Source organism: Sphingomonas sp. BL-S-30 (assembly GCF_055521475.1).
The window spans coordinates 4,588,934-4,608,912 of sequence record NZ_CM145481.1; the positions used below are offsets into that span (position 1 = coordinate 4,588,934).

Here is a 19,979-nt window from a genome sequence, read left to right on the forward strand (position 1 = left end):
ATACGCCATTTCGACAAGCTCAATGGCTACTCAGGACGAACGGTGGTTGGTCGATTACCGATCCGCGCTGGGGCGGATCGACAATCAGGAGAACCTCGATCGCCTCAGAAATCGACTGCGATGCCCTTGAGCGTCCAGTCGCCATAGCGCGTCGGATCGAGCCCGGGCGGGTCGTTTTCCGCCTCTGGCGCGGGCTGGGGATCGGGTTTCGGCACCGGCGGGCTCTTGGAAAGATAGGCTGGCGGCTTCACATGTGGCGGGCGGCGGCCCATGGCGGTTCATCCCGGATGCTGCTTGCCACCCCATCCACCCGTCACGACATGAGTTCAAGCGATTTGACCCGACCTCCACGCCAATCCTCCGACCGCCCCGCCGATCCGCCAGGCGTGCCCGCCCGCCGCGCCGCGCTGAAGCTGCTCGATGCGGTGCTGCGCCAGGGCCTGCCGCTCGAGGTAGCGCTCGACCGCGCGACTCAGGGGATCGATCGCAGCGACGATCGCGCGCTCGCGCATGCCATCGCCGCCGAAACGCTGCGCCGCCTGCCCGATCTCGACCTGCTGATCGATTCGGCGACGCGCAGCCGCCTGCCCGATGACGCCAAGGCGCGCTTCGCCCTGCGTATCGCTTTGGTCCAGGCGCTGGCGCTCGGCACGCCGCCGCACGCCGCCATCTCCACCGTGCTGCCGCTGGTCGATGGCGGCCCGCGCAAGCTGGTCCACGGCGTGTTCGGCACCCTGATGCGCGGCGCCGCCACGCTCCCGGAATTTCCGACCCTGCCCGAGGATGTCGAGGCGCGCTGGCAGAATGCCTGGGGCGAGGACCAGGTCGGCGCCGCCGAACGCGCCATTGCCGTCCCCCCGCCGCTCGATCTGACCCTCGCCGATCCGGCCGCTACCGAGGCGTTGGCGGAGGAAGTGGGGGGCATTTCGCTGCTCCCCGGCCATATCCGTCTCGCCAGCACTAACGTTCGGGAACTTCCGGGTTTCGAAGAGGGCGGCTGGTGGGTGCAGGATATCGCGGCCTCGCTGCCCGCCCGGCTGATCGGCAAGGGACAGGGTATCGCGCTCGATCTCTGTTCGGCCCCCGGCGGCAAGACGATGCAGCTCGCCAGCGCCGGCTGGAGCGTGACCTCGGTGGATTCGTCGGACAACCGCCTGGCGCGGCTTCGCGAGAATCTTGAGCGCACGCATCTCGACGCGACGGTCATCGCCGCCGATCTGCTCAAATGGTCGCCCGACGCGCCCGCCGATGCCGTGCTGCTCGACGCGCCGTGCAGCGCGACCGGCATCTTCCGCCGTCATCCCGATGTGCTTCACCGCGTGAACCCGCGGGTGATCGCCGAAATGGCCCGCGTGCAGGCGCAACTTCTCGCTCGCGCGGCCAAATGGGTGAAGCCCGGCGGGACTCTGGTCTATGCCACCTGCTCGCTCGAACGCGCCGAGGGTGAGGAGCAGCTCATGGCGTTCCTCGCCGCGCAGCCCGACTTCGCGATCGATCCGGTCCGCGACGAGGAATTGCCCAGGGGCATCGCGCCGCATCAGCGCGGCTGGGTCCGGACCTTGCCCGGCATGCTTGCGGACGAAGGCGGCCTGGACGGCTTCTTCATCGCCAGATTGCGCCGTGCCGCCTGACTTGCCTTGCCGCGCGACTCATGCGTGCTAAGGAATCGGTCATGCAACAGCCTGTCCGTATCGCCCCTTCGATCCTCTCCGCCGATTTCGCGCGTCTCGGCGAGGAGGTGCGCGCGATCGATGCGGCTGGTGCCGACTGGATCCATGTCGATGTGATGGACGGCCATTTCGTGCCCAACATCACGATCGGCCCGGCCGTGGTGAAGGCGCTTCGCCCGCACACGACCAAGCCGCTCGACGTGCATCTGATGATCGCGCCGGTCGATGCCTTTCTCGACCAGTTCGCCGAGGCCGGTGCCGACACCATCAGCATCCATGTCGAGGCCGGACCGCACACGCACCGCAGCCTCCAGCACATCCGCAAGCTCGGCAAGCGCGCCGGCGTGGTGCTGACGCCGCAGACGCCGGCCAAGGCGCTCGATTACCTGCTCGAGGAAGTCGATCTGGTGCTGGTGATGAGCGTCAATCCCGGCTTTGGCGGCCAGGGCTTCATCCCCAGCGCGCTGCGCAAGATCGAAAGCGTGCGCAAGATGATCGACAAGGCCGGGCTCAGCGTCGATCTCGAAGTCGATGGCGGCATCGATCCGGTCACCGCGCGTGAGGCGATCGCCGCCGGCGCCGACGCGCTGGTGGCGGGTACCGCGACCTTCCGCGGCGGCGCCTCGGCCTATGCCGCCAATATCCTTGCCTTGAGAGGCGGGTGAAGGACCACGATCGCGATTCCGGCGCCGACGGCATCGAAGAAGGCAAGCGGCTGATTCGATCGGGGGGCGACAAGGGCCTGTCGCTTGCCGAGCGTCTCTCGGAATATCTCCACCGCCTGACCTGGAAGACGCCGATCCACGGCATGCGGCTGAAGGGCCGGCATCCGCTGAAGCTGATCGCGGTGCCCGACGATCCTTTTCCGGGCGATCCGCGTCGCGGCCAGGCGATGCTCGAGGGAACACTGAACCTGCGTGGCGAAATCCGGGTCATCGCCGACCTCGATTTGGCCGCGCCCGATTTCTCGCGCGCCTTTGGCGATTATCTTCACGGCTTCCTGTGGCTGCGCGACCTTTCCACCGCCGCGCCGCGCCGCCAGGCGACGCCGATCGCCGAGGATCTGATGCGCCGCTGGCTCGCCGCACATGCCGACAAGGTCAGCGAGCCGGCCTGGCGCGCCGATCTGTGGGGCCGCCGCATCCTGCTCTGGGCCGCCCATGCGCCGCTGATCCTGTCGAGCACTGACCTGGTCTATCGCAGCCTCGTCCTCAACACGCTGGCCCGCGGCGCGCGCCACATCGATCGCGGCGCGGACAAGCTCCCGCCCGGCGCCCCCCGGGTCGCGGCGTTGTGCGGCGTGGTCGCGGCCGGCCTGCTGATTCCGGGCGGCGATGCGCGGCGCGGCGCGGCTGAGTCCGCGCTGGCCAAGGCGCTGTCGGTCTCGGTGTTCGAGGATGGCGGCAGCGTGGCGCGCTCGCCCACGGCACAGCTCGACATCATCATGCTGCTGACCGGCCTGAAGCATGTCTATGCCGCCCGCCGCCTGGTCGAACCGCCGGCCATCGCCGCGGTGCTGGCGCGCATGGTGCCGGCGCTGCTCGGCGTGTGTCTCGGCGATCACGGGCTTTCCAGCTGGCAGGGCGGGGGCCCTGTCCGGGGCGAGACGCTCGACGCGATCATCGCCGCGACCGGGATTCGCGCACGGCCGCTCCGCCAGGCGCGCGACTGGGGCTATCAGCGGCTCGCCGCCGGTGCCGCGGTGCTGATCATGGATGCGGCGCCCCCGCCGATCGCCCGGCTGGTCGAGGGCGGTTGCGCCTCGACGCTCGCGTTCGAACTCTCCGACGGGCCGCACCGCCTCGTCGTCAATTGCGGCGGCGCCCGCGCTGCCGTCGCGCAGCTGCCCGCCGCGCTCGCCGATGGCCTGCGCACCACCGCCGCGCATTCGACCCTGGTCGTCGGCGACAGCAATTCGACCGCGATCCATGCCGACGGGACGCTCGGCCGGGGTGTCGCCGAAGTCGAGCTGACGCGCCAGGAAAGCGAGGCGTCGAGCCGGATCGAGGCAAGCCATGACGGCTATGCCAGGCGGTACGGCTTCCTCCACCGCCGCCAGCTCGTCATGACCGGCGACGGGCGCGAGGTGCGCGGCGAGGACATGCTCCTGCCCGCGAGCAAGAAGCGCGCGCTCGCCGCGACGGCCTTCGCGGTCCGTTTCCATCTCGGCCAGGGCGTCTCGGTCTCGCCCACGGCGGACGGCATGGCCGCGCTTCTGCGCCTGCCGGGTGGGGTGTTGTGGCAGTTCCGCTGCCGCGGCGGCACGCTGACGATCGAGGACAGCCTGTGGATCGACGGCGACGGCCGCCCCCAGTCGACCCAGCAGCTCGTCGTCTCCGGCGAATCGCCCGCCGGCGGCGCCAATGTCAGCTGGACCTTGAAGCGCGCGACCTGAGGCGGCAGAGGGGCGCGCAATCCTTACCCCCGGAGTGCCCATGACCGCCATCACCATCCGCCGCGCCCTGTTGTCGGTATCCGACAAGACCGGCATCGTCGATCTCGGCCGGGCGCTCGCCCGCCACGGCGTGGAGCTGGTCTCGACCGGCGGCACCGCTGCGGCGCTGCGCGACGCCGGGCTCGCAGTGCGCGACATCTCGGACCTGACCGGCTTTCCCGAAATGATGGACGGCCGGGTCAAGACGCTCCATCCCAAGGTGCATGGCGGCCTGCTCGCCGTGCGCGACGATGCGGCGCATGTCGCCTCGATGGAGGAGCATGGCATCGGCGCGATCGACCTGGTGGTGGTCAACCTCTATCCCTTCCTCCAGACAGTGATGAAGGGCGCCGACCGGCCCGAGATCATCGAGAACATCGATATCGGCGGCCCGTCGATGGTCCGCTCGGCGGCGAAGAACCACGCGTTCGTCGCGATCGTCACTGACCCCACCGATTACGAGGCGCTGATCGCCGAGATGGACGCGGGCGCCGGCGCGACCACCCTGGAACTGCGCAAGCGCCTCGCCGCGCGCGCCTTTGCCGCGACGGCTGCCTATGACGGCATGATCGCAAGCTGGTTCGGTTTCGCCGATCAGGGCGAGGCCTTTCCGGAAACCCTGCCGATCACGCTGAAGCGCGGCGCGACGCTGCGCTATGGCGAGAATCCGCATCAGTCGGCCGCCTTCTACACCGCCACCGGCCCGGCCGCGCGCGGCGTCGGCCAGGCGCGCCAGGTGCAGGGCAAGGAACTCAGCTACAATAATTACAACGATGCCGATGCCGCGCTCGAGCTGGTCAGCGAATTCCGCGATGCCGCGCCGACCGTGGTCATCGTCAAGCACGCCAATCCTTGCGGCGTCGCCACTGCCGCGACGATCGAACAGGCCTATGCCGAGGCCTTTGCCTGCGACACGGTCTCGGCGTTTGGCGGCATCATCGCGCTCAACCGCGCGCTCGACGAAGCGACCGCGCGCGCCATCTCGGGCATCTTCACCGAGGTGGTGATCGCCCCCGATGCCGACGAAGCCGCGCTCGCCATCTTCGCCGCGAAGAAGAACCTGCGCCTGTTGCTCACCGGTGACCTGCCCGATGCGGCGCGCAACGGCATTATGGCCAAGTCGATCACCGGCGGCTGGCTGGTCCAGACCCGCGATAACGGCGCGGCGCCCGAGCTCAGGGTGGTGACGAAGCGCCAGCCGACCGAGGCCGAGCTCGCCGATTGCCGCTTCGCCTGGACCGTGGCCAAGCACGTCAAGTCGAACGCGATCGTCTATGCCAGGGACGGCGCCACCGCTGGGATCGGCGCCGGGCAGATGAACCGCCTCGAATCCGCCCGCATCGCCGCCTGGAAAGCAAAGGACGCCGCCGACAAGGCCGGCTGGGCCATACCGCGCACGATCGGCTCGGCCGTCGCCTCGGATGCCTTTTTCCCCTTCGCCGATGGCCTGCTCGCTGCGGTCGAGGCGGGGGCGACCGCCGTCATCCAGCCGGGCGGCTCGATCCGCGACGACGAGGTGATCGCGGCGGCGGACGAAGCGGGGCTGGCGATGGTGTTCACCGGCATGCGCCACTTCCGGCATTGATCTTCGGGGATCCTCAGGTCGGCAGCGCGTCTTCCGCCGCGGGGATCTTGCCGAACAGCGCGCGGTCCTCGGGGCCGAACGCCCAGCGGTGCAGCACGAACACATAGGTGGCGAGGATCACCGGCACGCCGATGATCAGCTCGGCCCATTCATAGCGCCTGGGCAGCGAGGTGAAGAGCGAGCCGACCGCGATCGCGGCGACCGCGGCCCAGAGCAAGGGCCATCGGAACCCCGATACCCGCGCCTTGAGCAGGCGCGACAGGAAGCTCGCCTTGACGATCGAGCTGATCGCGAGCGAGATCAGCAAGGCGACGGCAGGTCCCGCCGCCTGGAAATTGACCGGCCAGCCGATCGCCCGCATCCCGAAGATCAGGCCGAAGCTCAGCGCGACCTGAAAGCCCAGCATGAAGAGCGAGATCGCCAGGTTCCGCATCCGCGCGATATAGACCAGCGCCGATTCGCACACTGCTCCAGTCGATGCCGCCACTTCGGCGGTCAGCAGGAAGGCGAGCGCCGCGGTGCCGGCGACGAATTGCGGACCGATCACGCCCATCACGGCCTCGCCCGGAATCGACCCGACCAATGCCAGGCCGGCCTGCGCCGCCATGATCCAGAAACCGACCTGGCGCACCTGCGCTGCCACTGCCTCGCGGTCGTCCCGGGCCAGGCTCGCGGTGATCACCGGCCCCAGGATTGGATCGAAGCTGGTCTTCAGCTTGGCGGGCAGCGAGGCGACCTGCTGCGCCATATAATAGATGCCGACGATCTTCGGTTCGAACATCACGCCCAGGATGAAGCGGTCGACGTTGCGCGTGCTCCATTCGATCGCATCGGCGCCCGCCAGCGGCACGTTGCGGCTGGCCATGGCGAACAGCCGCACCACGCGCGGCCGCCAGCCATAGGGCAGGCCATAGCTGCGGATGAACGGGATCAGCGAGGCGACCAGCGCCGCCGCCATCGACAGGATATAGGCATAAAACAGCCCGTCGCGCAGCGAGACGAAGGAAAAGGCATAGGCCGCGACGCTGATCGTCCAAGGCTCGACGACCGCCCGGGCCGTCACGGTCGCCTTCACGTTGCGGCGATAGGCCAGCGCCGCCAGGCTGACATCGGACCAGGCGACGGCGAAGACGATGCACGGCAGCCACCGGTCCATTCCCTGGATCGGGCTGTTGGGGAACATGATCTCGGGGATGGCGATCAGCACGCTGCTCGCGATCAGCGAGGCGCAGAACGCCACCGCCATCGCATCCCAGGCGACATGGACATGCGGCCGCTCGGACGAGGACAGCGCCTGGGCGAGCCCGCGCTTCAGCCCGAGCGTCGCCAGCAGCGCGGCGAGCTCGACCACCACCACGGCCAGCGCGAACCGGCCGACGATGTCCGGGCCATAGACCCGGCCAGCGATGAACAGGAAAGGCAGCCGCGCCAGCAGCCGCAATGCGAAGCCGAGGATGTTGGTCCGCCCGCCCTTGGCAAGCGCCTTCAGATCCTCGGTGCCCCCGTCATCGGCGGCGACCGGATTGGTCAATGCGCCGCTCCCCAGCTGGCGCCGACGCCGATCTCGATCCCGAGCGGCACGCTGAGCACCACGGCAGGCTCGGCCGCGGTCGCCATGACGCGCTCGATCACTGGCTTGGCCGCCTCGACGTCGCCCTCGGGCAGCTCGAACACCAGTTCGTCATGCACCTGCAGCAGCATGCGCACCTTGGGCAGTCCGGCTTCGAGCAGCGCCGGGCCCATCCGCACCATCGCGCGCTTGATGATGTCGGCGCTGGTGCCCTGGATCGGCGCGTTGATCGCGGCGCGCTCGGCGCCCTGGCGCTCGTGCTGAATCTTGGATTTCAGCCGCGGGAAATGCGTCTTCCGGCCGAACAGCGTTTCGGTATAGCCCTTCTCGCGCGCCTTCTCGGTCGTCTCGACGATATAATGGTTGATGCCCGGGAAGCGCTCGAAATAGCGGTCGATCATGCCCTGCGCTTCGTCCGCGGTGACGTCGAGCCGCCCAGCCAGGCCCCAGCGCGAGATGCCGTAGAGGATCGCGAAGTTGATCGTCTTGGCGCGACCGCGCGTGTCGCGATTGACCTCGCCGAACAGCTCCTGCGCGGTCAGGCTGTGGATGTCGTCGCCATTGGCGAACGCTGCCTTCAGCGCGGGCACGTCCGCCATATGCGCGGCGAGCCGCAATTCGATCTGCGAATAATCGGCGGCGAGCAGGACATTGCCCGATTCGGCGACGAACGCATCGCGGATCTGGCGGCCGATCTCGGTGCGGATCGGGATGTTCTGCAGGTTGGGGTCAGTCGAGGACAAGCGCCCGGTCTGCGCGCCGGTCAGCGAATAGCTGGTGTGGACGCGCGCCGTCTCCGGGTTGATCTGCGCCTGCAACGCGTCGGTATAGGTTGATTTCAGCTTGGACAGCTGGCGCCATTCGAGCACCTGGCGGGCGATCTCCTTGCCCGGCGAGTCCAAGTCCGCGGCGATTCGCTCCAGCTCGTTGACGTCCGTCGAATAGACGCCCGACTTGCCCTTGCGCCCGCCCTTGATGCCCATCCGCTCGAACAGCACGTCGCCCAGCTGCTTGGGGCTGCCGATGGTGAAGGGGCCGCCGGCAAGGCCGTGGATCTCGGTCTCCAGCGCGGCGATCGAATGGGCGAACTCGGTGGAAAGTTGGGCAAGTCGTTCGCGGTCGACCTTGATGCCATGCCGTTCCATCCGGGCGATGACGGGGGCGAGCGGCCGGTCGACCATCTCGTACACGCGGGTCGCGCCCTCGGCCGGCAGGCGCGGCTTGAACCGGCGCCACAGTCTCAGGGTGACGTCGGCGTCCTCGGCGGCGTAGCGGGTGGCCGATGCCAGGTCGATCTCGTTGAACTGCAACTGGCTCTTGCCGGTGCCGACCACGTCCTTGAACGCGATGCAGCTGTGCGACAGGTGAGTCGCGGCGAGTTCGTCCATGCCGTGGCCGTGCAGGCCGGCATCGAGATCGAAGCTCATCAGGATCGTGTCGTCATGCGGCGCGACGTCGATGCCGAGCCGCCCGAGCACGATCATGTCGTATTTGAGATTGTGCCCGATCTTGAGCACGCCGGGATCCTCGAACAGCGGCCCGAGCTTCTCCAGCGCCACGGCCGGCGTGAGCTGGTCGGGCTTCTCGGCGAACAGCCCGGTCCCGCCATGCGCGAGCGGGATGTAGCACGCCTTGTTCGGGGCGAGCGCCATGCTGATCCCGACCAGCTCGGCCCGCGTCGCATCCACGCCGGTCGTCTCGGTGTCGATCGCGACCCAGCCCTGGCGCCGCGCCTCGGCGATCCAGCGGTCGAGCGCCGTCTCGTCGATCACCGTTTCATAACCGTCGTGATCGCAGGGCGGGTCCTCCTCCTGCGGCACGCTCTTCGGCGCTTCGACCGGCGCATCGGCGACGGCGGAAAGCTTGGCGAGCAGCGACTTGAAGCCGTGATGCTCCAGGAACGCGCGCAGCGGCGCCGCGGGAATGCCCTGCAGCTCGAGCGATTCGAGCGGCTCGGCGAGCGGCGCATCGTCCTTCAGGGTGACCAGCACGCGCGAGAGGCGGGCATTGTCGGCATGTTCGATCAGATTGTCGCGCAGCTTGCCCGGCTTCATCGACGGGGCGGCGGCGAGCACGCCTTCGATATCGCCATGTTCCTGGATCAGCTTGGCCGCGGTCTTCGGGCCCACGCCCGGCACGCCCGGGACGTTGTCGACGCTGTCGCCCATCAGGCCCAGCACATCGCCCAGCCGGTCGGGCATCACGCCGAACTTCTCCATGACATGCTCGGCCCCGAGCCGCCGGTTGTTCATCGTGTCGTACAGGTCGAGCCCCGGCTCGATCAGCTGCATCAGGTCCTTGTCGGAGCTGACGATGGTCACCGACCAGCCCTCGCGCAGCGCGGCCTTGGCATAGCTGGCGATGATGTCGTCCGCCTCCAGCCCGTCCTCCTCGATGCAGGGCAGCGAAAAGGCGCGCGTGGCGTCGCGAATCATCGGGAACTGGGGCACCAGGTCCTCGGGCGGCGGCGGACGCTGCGCCTTGTATTTGTCGTAGAGTTCGTTGCGGAACGTATGGCTCGATTTGTCGAGGATCACCGCCATATGCGTCGGCCCATCGGCCTTGTGCAGCTCGTCGGCGAGCTTCCACAACATGGTGGTATAGCCATAGACCGCGCCGACGGGTTCGCCGTGCACGTTGGTCAGCGGGGGAAGCCGGTGATAGGCGCGGAAGATATAACCCGAGCCGTCGACGAGGTAGAGATGAGGCATGGCGGGTGGATAGCAGCGTGGAGCGCTTGCCCCAAGCCCGACTTGCCCTGGGCTCTAGTTGTTCAGGATGGTCGCGGCATCGGCCGTGCCGCCGCCGCTGGCAACCGCATAACCGCCCCCGCGATGGCTTCCTACCACCGCCGTGACGACTGCCTGCATCAGCGCCTGGCGCGCCGGGATCGGCCTGGGCGTGTCCCCGATCATGATCGCGACGGCATAGCTGCGGCCGTCGGGCGCCATCAGCAGGCCGACATCATTATAACCCGCGGTGCGTCCGCCGAGATCCTGGCCGGTGCCGGTCTTGTGGCCGAAGCTCCAGTCGCCGGGCACTGCGCCGTGCATGCGCTGCTTGCCGGTCTTGGAGGCTTCCATCGTGCCGATCAGATAGTCGGTCGATTGCCTGGAGAGTAACTGGCCGGTCTTGAGCCTGGCGAGCGCGCCCGCGATGGCGGCAGGCGCGGCACCGTCTGGCGGATCGGCGACATAACGGTCGAACGCAGCGGTCCGTGCGGCCTGGGGCAGTCGCGCGCGGGCAACTGCAAAGGCATTGCCATAGGCATATTCCGGCTTCCACTCGAGCCCCGCCGTTCCGCTCTGCAACAGCTTCTCGCCCGGGCCGAAGCGGATGTCGCCCAGTCCCTTGCGGCGGATGAAATCGCGCACCGCCGCCGGCCCGCCGACATAGCGCAGCAGCCGGTCGTTGCAGGTATTGTCGCTCATCGTCAGCGCGCGCCGCAGCAGCTCGCCGATCGTGGTGCGATAGCCGTCGCCCTTCACCAGCGCGGCGATCGGCTGGTGGAACAGGGTGAAATCCTCCCGGGTCAGCGTGACCGGATCGTCGAGCGTCAGCCGGCCGCTGTCGCGATAGTCCAGCACGGTCATCGCCACCCACAGCTTGCTCACGCTCTGTTGCGGCAGCCGGGTCTCGCCATTGCTGGAAACGGTCCATCCCTGGTCGATGCTGCGCACCGCGATGCCGACCTTGCCGTTGAAGTTGCGGGCGAGCGACGCGATGTTCGCGACCAGCGCCTCGGGCGCCGCGGGCGGCAGCGGCCTAGGTGCGGGCGGCGGAACGGGAACGACCAGCTGATAGCTGGGGCGCGCCGGCGCGGGGGGGATCAGGGCGAGGTGCCGGCTGGCGTCATTGCCGCACGCGCAGAGCGCTGCGGCGAGCAGGATGACCGATACCGGCCTTGGAAAATCAAACGGCAGAATCTGCGTCACCAATCATGTCCCACCCCGGTGCCGATCTTAGGCCCGGAATCTCCTTGAGGAATCCCCAATGTGCCAGCGTTGCGATGAACCGCGGCTGTCACAAGGTGAAATGCTGGTGACAGCAATCGGGACCAGGCTTTTGATTCCATTCGCGAGTCTTGCGGCTCGATCAGGTCCGGGCGCGTTCTCAGGGGATCAGGACGGTGTCGATCGCTTCGGGCAGCATCGCGGGATAATCGAGCGTATAGTGCAGCCCGCGCGATTCGTGCCGATGCAGCGCGGACCGGACGATCAGCTCGGCGGTCTGGAGCAGGTTGCGCAGCTCGATCAGGTCGGGCGTGACACGGAAATGGCCGTAATAGTCGTTCACCTCGTCGGTGAGCATCCGGATGCGGTGCTGCGCGCGTTCAAGCCGCTTGGTCGTGCGCACGATCCCGACATAATTCCACATGAAGCGCCGGATCTCGGTCCAGTTCTGCTTGATCACGACTTCCTCGTCCGAATCCTCGACCCGGCTTTCATCCCAGGGGCGGATCGGGGGCGGCGCGGGCAGCTCGTCCCAATGCTCCAGGATATGGTCGGCCGCGGCCTCGCCGAACACGAAACATTCGAGCAGGGAATTGGAGGCGAGCCGGTTCGCGCCGTGCAGGCCCGATTCGCTGCACTCGCCCGCGGCGTAGAGCCCGGGCAGGTCGGTCTTGCCGTGCAGGTCGATCACGACCCCGCCGCACGTATAATGCTGCGCCGGCACCACCGGGATCGGGTCCTTCGTCATGTCGATGCCCAGCCCCAGCAGCTTTTCGTAGATGTTGGGGAAATGCTCCTTCACGAACTCCGGCCCGCGATGGCTGATGTCGAGATGGACATAATCGAGGCCGAGCCGCTTGATCTCATGGTCGATCGCGCGCGCCACGATGTCGCGCGGCGCCAGCTCCGCGCGCTCGTCGAAATCGGGCATGAAGCGGTATCCCGTATCGGGAATCAGCAGATGCCCGCCCTCGCCGCGCACTGCCTCGGTGATCAGGAAATTCTTGACCTCCAGATTGTAGAGGCAGGTCGGGTGGAATTGCATGAATTCCATGTTCGACACCCGGCATCCCGCGCGCCACGCCATGGCGATGCCGTCGCCGGTCGCGCCGCGCGGCGCGGTGGAGAAGAGATAGGTCCGCCCCGCCCCGCCCGTCGCCAGGATCGTGGCGCGCGCGGTGCAGAGCTCGACCCGCCCGGTCGCGCGGTTGACGGCATAGACGCCCCAGACATGGCCCGATCCCGAATAGCGCTCCTCATGGCGGCCGGTGGCGAGGTCGATCGCGACCATGTCGGGCACCAGGGTGATGTTGGGATGCGCCTCGGCGGCGCGCTGCAGCGCTTCCTGCACCGCCCAGCCGGTCGCATCGGCGACATGCACGATCCGCCGGTGGCTGTGCCCGCCCTCGCGCGTCAGGTGCAGGGTGTCGCCGTCAGTGGCGAAGGGCACGCCAAGCTCTTCCAGCCGCGCGATGGCGGCGGGCGCGCGCTCGACCACGAACTCGACGGTCTCGCGGTCGTTCAGCCCCGCACCGGCGATCATCGTGTCCTCGATATGGCTTTCGAAGGTGTCGCCCGGTTCGAGTACTGCGGCGATGCCGCCCTGCGCCCAGGCAGTCGATCCCTCGTTGAGCCCGCCCTTGGCGAGCACGGTCACCTTGACCCGGTCGGCGAGATTGAGCGCGGCGGTCAGCCCGGCCGCGCCGGATCCGATGATCAGAACATCGCTTGAATGAAAGTCCGGCACGCCTACTCCGTTCGTATCGAGCGAAGTCGAGACCAGTCGTTCGATCCGCGTTTCCAGCGACTACGCCCGAAACGGAAGGGAAAACAAGCGGTCGCTACCCGTTGGATGCCCGGGTGAGGTTCAGGAACACGTCTTCCAGATCGGCCTCGCGGGTCGAAACGTCGACGATGCCGTAGCCGTCGGCCTGAACCGCGGCGAGCACTTCGCCGGCATTCACCCGGTCCTTGGCATAGGTGATCGCGAGCGTTCTCGTGCCCTTCAGCTCGATCTTCTGGAAACACACCGACTGGGGTGGCGTCACGACGTCGCGGTCGACCGTCACCTCGACCAGCTTCTCGGTCGCCTTGCCGACCAGCTCGCGAGTCGGCTCGTTCGCGATCACCTTGCCATGGTTGATGATGGCGATGCGGTCGCACAGCTGCTCGGCTTCTTCGAGATAATGGGTGGTCAGCACCACCGTCACGCCCTGCTGGTTGAGTCCGCGGACATAAGCCCAGAGCTGCTGGCGCAATTCGATGTCGACGCCCGCGGTCGGCTCGTCGAGCACCAGCACCGGCGGCGTATGCACCATCGCCTTGGCGACCATCAGCCGCCGCTTCATCCCGCCCGACAAGGTGCGGGCATAGGCGTTCGCCTTGTCCTCCAGATGCACCGCGCGGAGCAGCTCCATCGACCGCCGCTTCGCCTTGGGCACGCCGTAGAGCCCGGCCTGAATCTCCAGCGTCTCGAACGGGGTGAAGAAGGGGTCGAACAGGATCTCCTGGTTGACGATCCCGATCGACGCCTTGGCATTGCGCGGATGCTGGTCGATGTCGAAGCCCCAGATCGAGGCCTTGCCCTCGGTCTTGTTGACCAGCCCGGCCAGGATGTTGATCAGGGTCGACTTGCCCGCGCCGTTCGGCCCGAGCAGCCCGAAGATCTGCCCGCGCGGCACTTCGAAGGACACATCGTCAAGCGCGCGCTTGCCGCCCTTGTAGGTCTTACACAGGGAGTCGATGACGATCGCGGCTTCGGTCATGGGGGAGCCTGTAGGCGCGGCAAGGCGCAACCTCAATCCTCCCCGGCACGGGGAGGGGGACCATCCGAAGGATGGTGGAGGGGGCGTGCCGCAGACGGAACGCTCGCGGCACGCCCCCTCCACCACGCCGCTTCGCGTCGCGGTCCCCCTCCCCGTGCCGGGGAGGATTGTCGACCACCTCCCACCTTGCTATCGCGCCACCTCATGATCGCCCCGCCCGAAACCCTCCGCGTCTCCCATCGCCGTGTCGCCTGTGACGGCGCGACCGACATTCCCGGCGGCGCCGCGCTCGGCCATCCGCGCGTGTTCCTCGAGATCGACGAGCATGGCTATGTCGATTGCGGCTATTGCGACCGCCGCTTCGTGCTGATCGGCGGGCCCGCCGATGGTGTCGATCAGTCGACGCTTCCCGATCATCCGGCTGGCGCCAGCGTCTGACCTGCCTATATTGGCGGGCATGACCAGCCTTACAGACCCCCGCTCGTTCCTCTATCACGATGGCCAGCTCGATCCCGCGGAGGCGCAACGCCTGACCGCGTCGGCGCTCGCCAGGGCCGATGACGGGGAGCTCTATCTCCAGTATCGCAAGTCGGAAGCGTTCGGCTTCGACGACGGCCGGCTGAAGACCGCCAGCTACGACACGCATTCCGGCTTCGGCCTGCGCGCCGTCTCGGGCGAGACCACGGCCTTCGCCCATGCCAATGAACTGAGCGCCGCCGCGATCGGCCGTGCCGCCGAGACGATGGCGCTGATCGATCCGTCCGCCGCGGCCAAGGCCCCGCCGCCGCGCGCGACCAACCGCCATCTTTATACCGATGCCGATCCGCTCGATCTCATCCCCTTCGCCGACAAGGTGAATCTCTGCCAGACGATCGACGCCGCCGCCCGCGCGCGCGATCCGCGCGTGGCGCAGGTCTCGGTATCGCTGTCCGGAAGCTGGAGCGTGGTCGAGATCGTCCGCGCCGATGGCTTCGTCGCGACTGACATCCGCCCGCTCGTCCGTCTCAACGTCTCGATCGTGGTCGAGCAGAATGGCCGGCGCGAGACAGGCAATTTCGGGCTTGGCGGTCGCTATCTCTACGACACGCTGATGCAGCCCGAGACGTGGAACCGGGCGATCGACGAGGCGCTGGCCCAGGCCGTGGTCAATCTCGATTCGGTCGCTGCGCCCGCCGGCGACATGACCGTGCTGCTTGGCCCGGGCTGGCCCGGCATCCTGCTGCATGAAGCGATCGGGCACGGGCTCGAAGGCGATTTCAACCGCAAGGGCACCAGCGCCTTTTCCGGCCGGATCGGCGAGCGCGTCGCGGCGCCGGGCGTAACGGTGATCGACGACGGCTCGATCGCGGACCGGCGCGGCTCGCTGTCGATCGATGACGAAGGCACGCCGACTCAGGAAAATGTGCTGATCGAGGACGGCATCCTGCGCGGCTATATCCAGGACCGGCTCAATGCGCGGCTGATGGGCGTCGCCCCGACCGGCAATGGCCGCCGCGAAAGCTTCGCGCATGCTCCGATGCCCCGCATGACCAACACCTTCATGCGCGCCGGCAAGGACGATCCCGCCGAGCTCCTCTCGCGGGTCAAGAACGGCATCTTCGCCAAGAGCTTCGGCGGCGGCCAGGTCGATATCGTCTCGGGCAAGTTCGTCTTCTCCTGCACCGAGGCGTACAAGATCGAGAATGGCAGGCTCGGCGCCCCGATCAAGGGCGCGACGCTGATCGGCGACGGCCCCAGCGTGCTGACCAAGGTCACCGGCATCGGCAACGACTTCGCGCTCGACGAAGGCGTCGGCATGTGCGGCAAGGGCGGCCAGAGCGTACCCGCCGGCGTCGGCCAGCCGACCCTGCTGGTCAGCGGGCTGACGGTGGGCGGCACGGCGGTGTGATCTTCGTCCCTCCGCGCGAGGGATGATGAAACAAGGAAGAGATGATGTCTGGCTGGCCTGAACTCGACTGGCTCTCGTGGCGCGAGACCGCGATCGGGCTCCAGCTTCGCACCCAGATCATCGGCAAGGTCCGCCTCGCGCTGACGCCGTGGCTCAACCATAGCTGGCACGTCCCGCTCTACGTCACCGCGCGCGGCTTGGGCAGTTCGGCCATCCCGTGCGGCGACCGCATCCTGCAGATCGATTTCGACCTGATCGCTGACCGGGTCGTCTTCGCCGCCAGCGACGGCGGCGTGAAGACCGTTCCGCTCGCGGCCGGCAGCATCGCCGATTTCCACGCTGCCGTGGTGGAGGCGCTCCGGGACCTTGGCGTCACGACGTCGTTCGACGGCACGCCCAGCGAGATGCCGGGCGCCCTGCCTTTCGCCGAGGATCGCGAGCATCGCCCTTATGATGGGGAGGCCGCGCGCCGCTTCTGGCGTGCGCTGATCCAGGCGCAGCGGGTGTTCGGCCAGTTCCGCACCGGCTTCCTCGGCAAGGCCAGCCCGACTCATTTCTTCTGGGGCAGCTTTGATCTCGCCTCGACCCGTTTCTCCGGCCGCGATGCGCCGCGTCATCCCGGCGGTTTGCCCGGCCTGCCTGACGATGTGACGTGCGAAGCCTACAGCCATGAGGAATCGAGCGTCGGTTTCTGGCCCGGCAGCGACGCCTGGCCGCACGCCTCCTTCTACGCCTATGCCTATCCGGCGCCCGCCGGCTATGGCGATGCCAGGGTCGAACCGTCCGAAGCCGTCTACAGCAGCGAGATGGGCGAGTTCCTCCTGTCCTATGACGCAGTCCGCACCGCCGCCGATCCCGACGCGGCGCTGCTCGCTTTCTGCCAGTCGACCTATGATGCCGCCGCCGACCTGGCCGGCTGGGACCGCGACGCGCTCGAATGCCCGCTTGGCCGGCCACGGGTGCCACGCAAGGTCTGAGCTTCCAAGCTTTCCCAGGCGCGCGTTGGAAAGAAGGGCGTTTCACGCGAAGGCGCGAAGATGTGCCGTCGCGGACGAGCGCCCATCGGGTTCCTCTTCGCGTCTTTGCGTCTTCGCGTGAACATATTCCTTTCTCGCGCCCCTCCCGAACCGGCAACGGCTGTGGTACGGACCGCCCATGGCCGAGTTCTTCGATGCCCTCACCGACGACCACCGCGCCTTTCTCGCGCGCCAGCCGGTGTTCTTCGTCGCCACAGCTGCCGAGGGGGCTCGGGTCAACCTCAGCCCGAAGGGCATGGACTGTTTCCGGGTGCTGGACGACAAACGTGTCGCGTATCTCGACGTCGCCGGCTCGGGCAACGAGACCAACGCGCATCTCCTCGCCGACGGCCGCATCACCATCATGTTCTGCGCCTTCGAGAGCCCCGCGCTGATCTTCCGTATCTATGGCCGGGGCGTGCCGGTCCTGCCGCAGGACGATCGCTGGGCCGTGCTGGCGGCGCATTTCACCTTGCTCCCGGGCACCCGCCAGATCTTCGAGGTGGCGATCGACCAGGTGCAGACCAGCTGCGGCTGGGGCGTGCCGCATATGCGCTTCGAGCGCGAGCGCGAGACGCTCAGCAAATATCATGCGAAGTCGAGCGATGAGGAGCGGTTCGGCAAATATGCCCGGCGCACCCACAGCATCGACGGCCTGCCCGTCCGCAATCCGACCCGGGCCGCTCAATAGTGGCGTTGGTAGAGTTGGGCCGCTTCAACCGCAACGAAGCCCATATCGTGATCGGCCGGCTCGATTCGGAAGGGATCGATGCACTCGCGCTCGACGGCAATGCGAGCATCGCGGACGGCAGCTATCTGTTCATTCCCGTCCGCGTGATGGTCGATGACGAGGATCTGGCGGCCGCCCGCAAAATCCTGTCGGATACTGCCTGATTCTTGGGCAGCCGTTAGCGGCTGCACAAAAATTTACCTGCGGGTAACATTTCCTTTCAGAAAATGGCGCGGAAACGCGTGTTTTCGACTCTGGCACGACCATTGCTGATGTTCCCCCGGGACAATTCTCACAAGGGGGGCGCCGGTGAAACTCATCATTGCCATCATCAAGCCATTCAAGCTCGACGAGGTCCGCGAGGCCCTTACCGAGATCGGCGTCGCGGGCATGACCGTGACGGAAGTGAAGGGCTTTGGCCGACAGAAGGGCCAGACCGAGATCTACCGGGGGGCCGAGTACAGCACCAACATGGTGCCCAAGATCAAGATCGAGATCGTCTGCGCGGCGGACCTCGCCGGCAAGGTCGTCGAGGCGATCCAGGCATCGGCCAACACCGGCGCGATCGGCGACGGCAAGATCTTCGTTCTCGATGTCGGCCAGGCGGTGCGCATCCGCACCGGCGAAACCGATGAAACCGCGCTGTGAGTAAGGGGGCAGTGATGAAGCATGCATTGAAATACGCCGGCATCGCCGGTCTCGGGGCCGGTCTCGGGGCGGCGCTCTTCGCCGCTCTTCCTGCCTGGGCGCAGGATGCCGCAGCGGCCGCACCGCCGGCACCCAACAAGGGCGATACCGCCTGGATGCTCACCTCGTCGGTGCTGGTGCTGATGATGTCGGTGCCCGGCCTCGCGCTCTTCTATGGCGGCCTGGTCCGCACCAAGAACATGCTGTCGGTGCTGATGCAGGTCCTGATGATCGTCTGCGTCGCGTCGCTCGTCTGGGTTTGCTGGGGCTATTCGATGGCCTTCACCGCCGGTTCGGGCGCGACCGCGCCGTTCGTCGGCGGCTTCTCCAAGCTCTTCCTGAAGGGCGTCGATGCCACCACCCTGGCGGCGACCTTCTCGAACGGGGTCTATATCCCGGAATATGCCTATATCTGCTTCCAGATGACCTTTGCCTGCATCACGCCGGCGCTGATCGTCGGTGCGTTCGCGGAACGCGTGAAGTTCACGCCGCTGATCATCTTCGTGGTTGCATGGCTGACGATCGTCTATTTCCCGATCGCCCACATGGTCTGGTACTGGGCCGGCCCGGACTTCCTGCCCAAGCAGCCGGGTGACTTCGGCTATCTCTACGGGATCGGCGCGCTCGACTTCGCCGGCGGCACCGTGGTGCACATCAACGCCGGTATCGCCGGCCTGATGGGCTGCCTCGTGATCGGCAAGCGTCTCGGCTACAAGAAAGAGCCGATGCCGCCGCACTCGCTGACCATGACCATGATCGGTGCCTCGCTGCTGTGGGTCGGCTGGTTCGGCTTCAACGCAGGCTCCAACCTCGAAGCCAACGGCGTCACGGGCGTCGCCTTCATCAACACCTTCGTCGCCACTGCCGCCGCGGCCGTTTCCTGGGCCGTGATCGAGCAGATTGTCCACAAGAAACCGTCGCTCCTCGGTGCGGCAACGGGCGCCGTCGCCGGCCTCGTCGCGATCACCCCGGCCTCGGGCTTCGGCGCGCCGATGACGTCGATCATCCTCGGCCTCGTCGTCTCGCCGATCTGCTTCCTGTTCGTGACGACCGTGAAGAACGCGCTGAAATATGACGACTCGCTCGACGTGTTCGGCGTCCACTGCATCGGCGGTATCGTCGGCGCGCTGGCGACCGGCATCATGGCCGATCCGAACCTCGGCGGTCAGGGCTGGTTCGACTACACCGTCATGCCAGCGGTTGCCGGCAAGTACGACATGGGCGCGCAGATGATCACGCAGCTCAAGGCGATCCTGATCACCCTGGTCTGGTCCGGGGGCGTGTCCTTCGCCCTGTTCACGCTGCTCAAATACACCATCGGCCTTCGCCCGAGCGAAGATGTCGAGGCCGAAGGCCTGGACATCAGCGAGCATGGCGAGCGCGCCTACAACTACTGACAAGTTCGGGGCCGGTCATAGGGCCGGCCCCCCCTCTCGTTCCTCCTGCGGACGACCTCAGGCCGGTGCGGCAACGCACCGGCCCTTTTTTATGTCAGGAAGCGGGAGGCGTTTCTTCCTCATGGGTATCCGCGGGTTCGGAGGCGACGTCGCCCTCACCCTGCTGCTTGCGATAGCGCCGTGCGGCCAGGGTCGCGCCCAGGATGAAGCCGCCCGGCACGAGCAGGATCGCGGCCGCCAGGCCGACGCGGTTGAGGGTCTTTCTGTCCATCGGGCGGCGCTAC

18 protein-coding genes are annotated in these 19,979 nt (G+C 67.4%); 11 read left to right on the plus strand and 7 right to left on the minus strand.

The genetic code is table 11. The features are described 5' to 3' along the window. Window positions 1-104: 104 nt before the first annotated feature. Entirely contained in the window at window positions 105-272 is a 168-nt protein-coding gene (locus ACZ1I5_RS21525) for a DUF1674 domain-containing protein (protein WP_465171272.1), read from the minus strand. 48 nt (window positions 273-320) lie between these two features. Between ACZ1I5_RS21525 and ACZ1I5_RS21530 the strand changes: the two genes are divergently transcribed. From ACZ1I5_RS21530 to purH, 4 genes are read left to right on the plus strand one after another with little or no spacing between them, the layout of a single operon-like run. Continuing rightward, window positions 321-1,631, plus strand: coding sequence for an RsmB/NOP family class I SAM-dependent RNA methyltransferase (locus ACZ1I5_RS21530; protein WP_465174022.1), 1,311 nt, complete (start codon window positions 321-323; stop codon window positions 1,629-1,631). A gap of 41 nt (window positions 1,632-1,672) precedes the next feature. Then, the gene (gene rpe / locus ACZ1I5_RS21535; protein WP_465171273.1) at window positions 1,673-2,335 is read left to right on the plus strand and encodes a ribulose-phosphate 3-epimerase; all 663 of its coding nucleotides are present in this window, start codon (window positions 1,673-1,675) and stop codon (window positions 2,333-2,335) included. Beyond that, window positions 2,332-4,065, plus strand: a complete 1,734-nt coding sequence (locus ACZ1I5_RS21540) for a heparinase II/III family protein (RefSeq protein WP_465171274.1) — start codon at window positions 2,332-2,334, stop codon at window positions 4,063-4,065. Before rpe ends, ACZ1I5_RS21540 begins: the two co-directional genes overlap by 4 nt. A 40-nt stretch (window positions 4,066-4,105) precedes the next feature. Then, entirely contained in the window at window positions 4,106-5,689 is a 1,584-nt protein-coding gene (gene purH, locus ACZ1I5_RS21545) for a bifunctional phosphoribosylaminoimidazolecarboxamide formyltransferase/IMP cyclohydrolase (protein WP_465171275.1), read from the plus strand. A 13-nt stretch (window positions 5,690-5,702) separates the two neighbouring features. Here purH and ACZ1I5_RS21550 read toward each other — a convergent pair whose 3' ends face one another. From ACZ1I5_RS21550 to ACZ1I5_RS21570, 5 genes are all read right to left on the minus strand, one after another. Then, window positions 5,703-7,220, minus strand: a complete 1,518-nt coding sequence (locus ACZ1I5_RS21550) for a lipopolysaccharide biosynthesis protein (protein ID WP_465171276.1) — start codon at window positions 7,218-7,220, stop codon at window positions 5,703-5,705. After that, window positions 7,217-9,970 (minus strand): DNA polymerase I, encoded by a 2,754-nt coding sequence (gene polA, locus ACZ1I5_RS21555; RefSeq protein ID WP_465171277.1) that lies wholly within the window; start codon window positions 9,968-9,970, stop codon window positions 7,217-7,219. The genes ACZ1I5_RS21550 and polA overlap by 4 nt, the downstream gene beginning before the upstream one ends. 54 nt (window positions 9,971-10,024) lie before the next feature. Then, complete coding sequence (locus ACZ1I5_RS21560) at window positions 10,025-11,197, minus strand: serine hydrolase (protein ID WP_465171278.1); 1,173 nt, start codon at window positions 11,195-11,197, stop codon at window positions 10,025-10,027. 175 nt (window positions 11,198-11,372) lie between these two features. Then, window positions 11,373-12,959 carry an L-aspartate oxidase gene (gene nadB, locus ACZ1I5_RS21565; protein ID WP_465171279.1) on the minus strand — a complete coding sequence of 529 codons (1,587 nt, stop codon included), beginning with the start codon at window positions 12,957-12,959 and terminating at the stop codon, window positions 11,373-11,375. 94 nt (window positions 12,960-13,053) lie between these two features. After that, complete coding sequence (locus tag ACZ1I5_RS21570; protein WP_465171280.1) at window positions 13,054-13,977, minus strand: ABC transporter ATP-binding protein; 924 nt, start codon at window positions 13,975-13,977, stop codon at window positions 13,054-13,056. 204 nt (window positions 13,978-14,181) lie between these two features. On the opposite strand from ACZ1I5_RS21570, the gene ACZ1I5_RS21575 reads away from it, so the two are divergent. The 7 genes from ACZ1I5_RS21575 (at window position 14,182) to ACZ1I5_RS21605 (ending at window position 19,695) form a co-directional block, all read left to right on the plus strand. After that, window positions 14,182-14,415, plus strand: a complete 234-nt coding sequence (locus tag ACZ1I5_RS21575; RefSeq protein WP_299904562.1) for a zinc-finger domain-containing protein — start codon at window positions 14,182-14,184, stop codon at window positions 14,413-14,415. 19 nt (window positions 14,416-14,434) lie between these two features. Next, on the plus strand, window positions 14,435-15,865 hold the full coding sequence (gene tldD, locus ACZ1I5_RS21580; protein WP_465171281.1) for a metalloprotease TldD: 1,431 nt from the start codon (window positions 14,435-14,437) through the stop codon (window positions 15,863-15,865). Window positions 15,866-15,909: 44 nt separating this feature from the next. Beyond that, window positions 15,910-16,842 carry a DUF5996 family protein gene (locus ACZ1I5_RS21585; protein ID WP_465171282.1) on the plus strand — a complete coding sequence of 311 codons (933 nt, stop codon included), beginning with the start codon at window positions 15,910-15,912 and terminating at the stop codon, window positions 16,840-16,842. Between the two features lie 178 nt (window positions 16,843-17,020). Further along, the gene (locus ACZ1I5_RS21590; RefSeq protein ID WP_465171283.1) at window positions 17,021-17,572 is read left to right on the plus strand and encodes a pyridoxamine 5'-phosphate oxidase family protein; all 552 of its coding nucleotides are present in this window, start codon (window positions 17,021-17,023) and stop codon (window positions 17,570-17,572) included. Further along, the gene (locus ACZ1I5_RS21595) at window positions 17,572-17,775 is read left to right on the plus strand and encodes a putative signal transducing protein (RefSeq protein WP_465171284.1); all 204 of its coding nucleotides are present in this window, start codon (window positions 17,572-17,574) and stop codon (window positions 17,773-17,775) included. Before ACZ1I5_RS21590 ends, ACZ1I5_RS21595 begins: the two co-directional genes overlap by 1 nt. A 145-nt stretch (window positions 17,776-17,920) precedes the next feature. Further along, window positions 17,921-18,259 (plus strand): P-II family nitrogen regulator, encoded by a 339-nt coding sequence (locus ACZ1I5_RS21600; protein ID WP_372856643.1) that lies wholly within the window; start codon window positions 17,921-17,923, stop codon window positions 18,257-18,259. 14 nt (window positions 18,260-18,273) lie between these two features. Then, on the plus strand, window positions 18,274-19,695 hold the full coding sequence (locus ACZ1I5_RS21605) for an ammonium transporter (RefSeq protein WP_465171285.1): 1,422 nt from the start codon (window positions 18,274-18,276) through the stop codon (window positions 19,693-19,695). Between the two features lie 94 nt (window positions 19,696-19,789). On the opposite strand, the gene ACZ1I5_RS21610 is transcribed toward ACZ1I5_RS21605, so the two are convergent. Next, window positions 19,790-19,966, minus strand: a complete 177-nt coding sequence (locus ACZ1I5_RS21610; RefSeq protein WP_465171286.1) for a hypothetical protein — start codon at window positions 19,964-19,966, stop codon at window positions 19,790-19,792. Between the last annotated feature and the right edge of the window lie 13 nt (window positions 19,967-19,979).

What these genes read in the sequence shown, in the direction of transcription:
- ACZ1I5_RS21525 (WP_465171272.1), bottom strand. Translation starts at nt 272, where the DNA reads ATGGGCCGCCGCCCGCCACATGTGAAGCCGCCAGCCTATCTTTCCAAG.
- ACZ1I5_RS21590 (WP_465171283.1), top strand. Translation starts at nt 17,021, where the DNA reads ATGGCCGAGTTCTTCGATGCCCTCACCGACGACCACCGCGCCTTTCTC.
- ACZ1I5_RS21530 (WP_465174022.1), top strand. Translation starts at nt 321, where the DNA reads ATGAGTTCAAGCGATTTGACCCGACCTCCACGCCAATCCTCCGACCGC.
- polA (WP_465171277.1), bottom strand. Translation starts at nt 9,970, where the DNA reads ATGCCTCATCTCTACCTCGTCGACGGCTCGGGTTATATCTTCCGCGCC.
- rpe (WP_465171273.1), top strand. Translation starts at nt 1,673, where the DNA reads ATGCAACAGCCTGTCCGTATCGCCCCTTCGATCCTCTCCGCCGATTTC.
- ACZ1I5_RS21605 (WP_465171285.1), top strand. Translation starts at nt 18,274, where the DNA reads ATGAAGCATGCATTGAAATACGCCGGCATCGCCGGTCTCGGGGCCGGT.
- ACZ1I5_RS21570 (WP_465171280.1), bottom strand. Translation starts at nt 13,977, where the DNA reads ATGACCGAAGCCGCGATCGTCATCGACTCCCTGTGTAAGACCTACAAG.
- tldD (WP_465171281.1), top strand. Translation starts at nt 14,435, where the DNA reads ATGACCAGCCTTACAGACCCCCGCTCGTTCCTCTATCACGATGGCCAG.
- ACZ1I5_RS21575 (WP_299904562.1), top strand. Translation starts at nt 14,182, where the DNA reads ATGATCGCCCCGCCCGAAACCCTCCGCGTCTCCCATCGCCGTGTCGCC.
- purH (WP_465171275.1), top strand. Translation starts at nt 4,106, where the DNA reads ATGACCGCCATCACCATCCGCCGCGCCCTGTTGTCGGTATCCGACAAG.
- ACZ1I5_RS21585 (WP_465171282.1), top strand. Translation starts at nt 15,910, where the DNA reads ATGTCTGGCTGGCCTGAACTCGACTGGCTCTCGTGGCGCGAGACCGCG.
- ACZ1I5_RS21610 (WP_465171286.1), bottom strand. Translation starts at nt 19,966, where the DNA reads ATGGACAGAAAGACCCTCAACCGCGTCGGCCTGGCGGCCGCGATCCTG.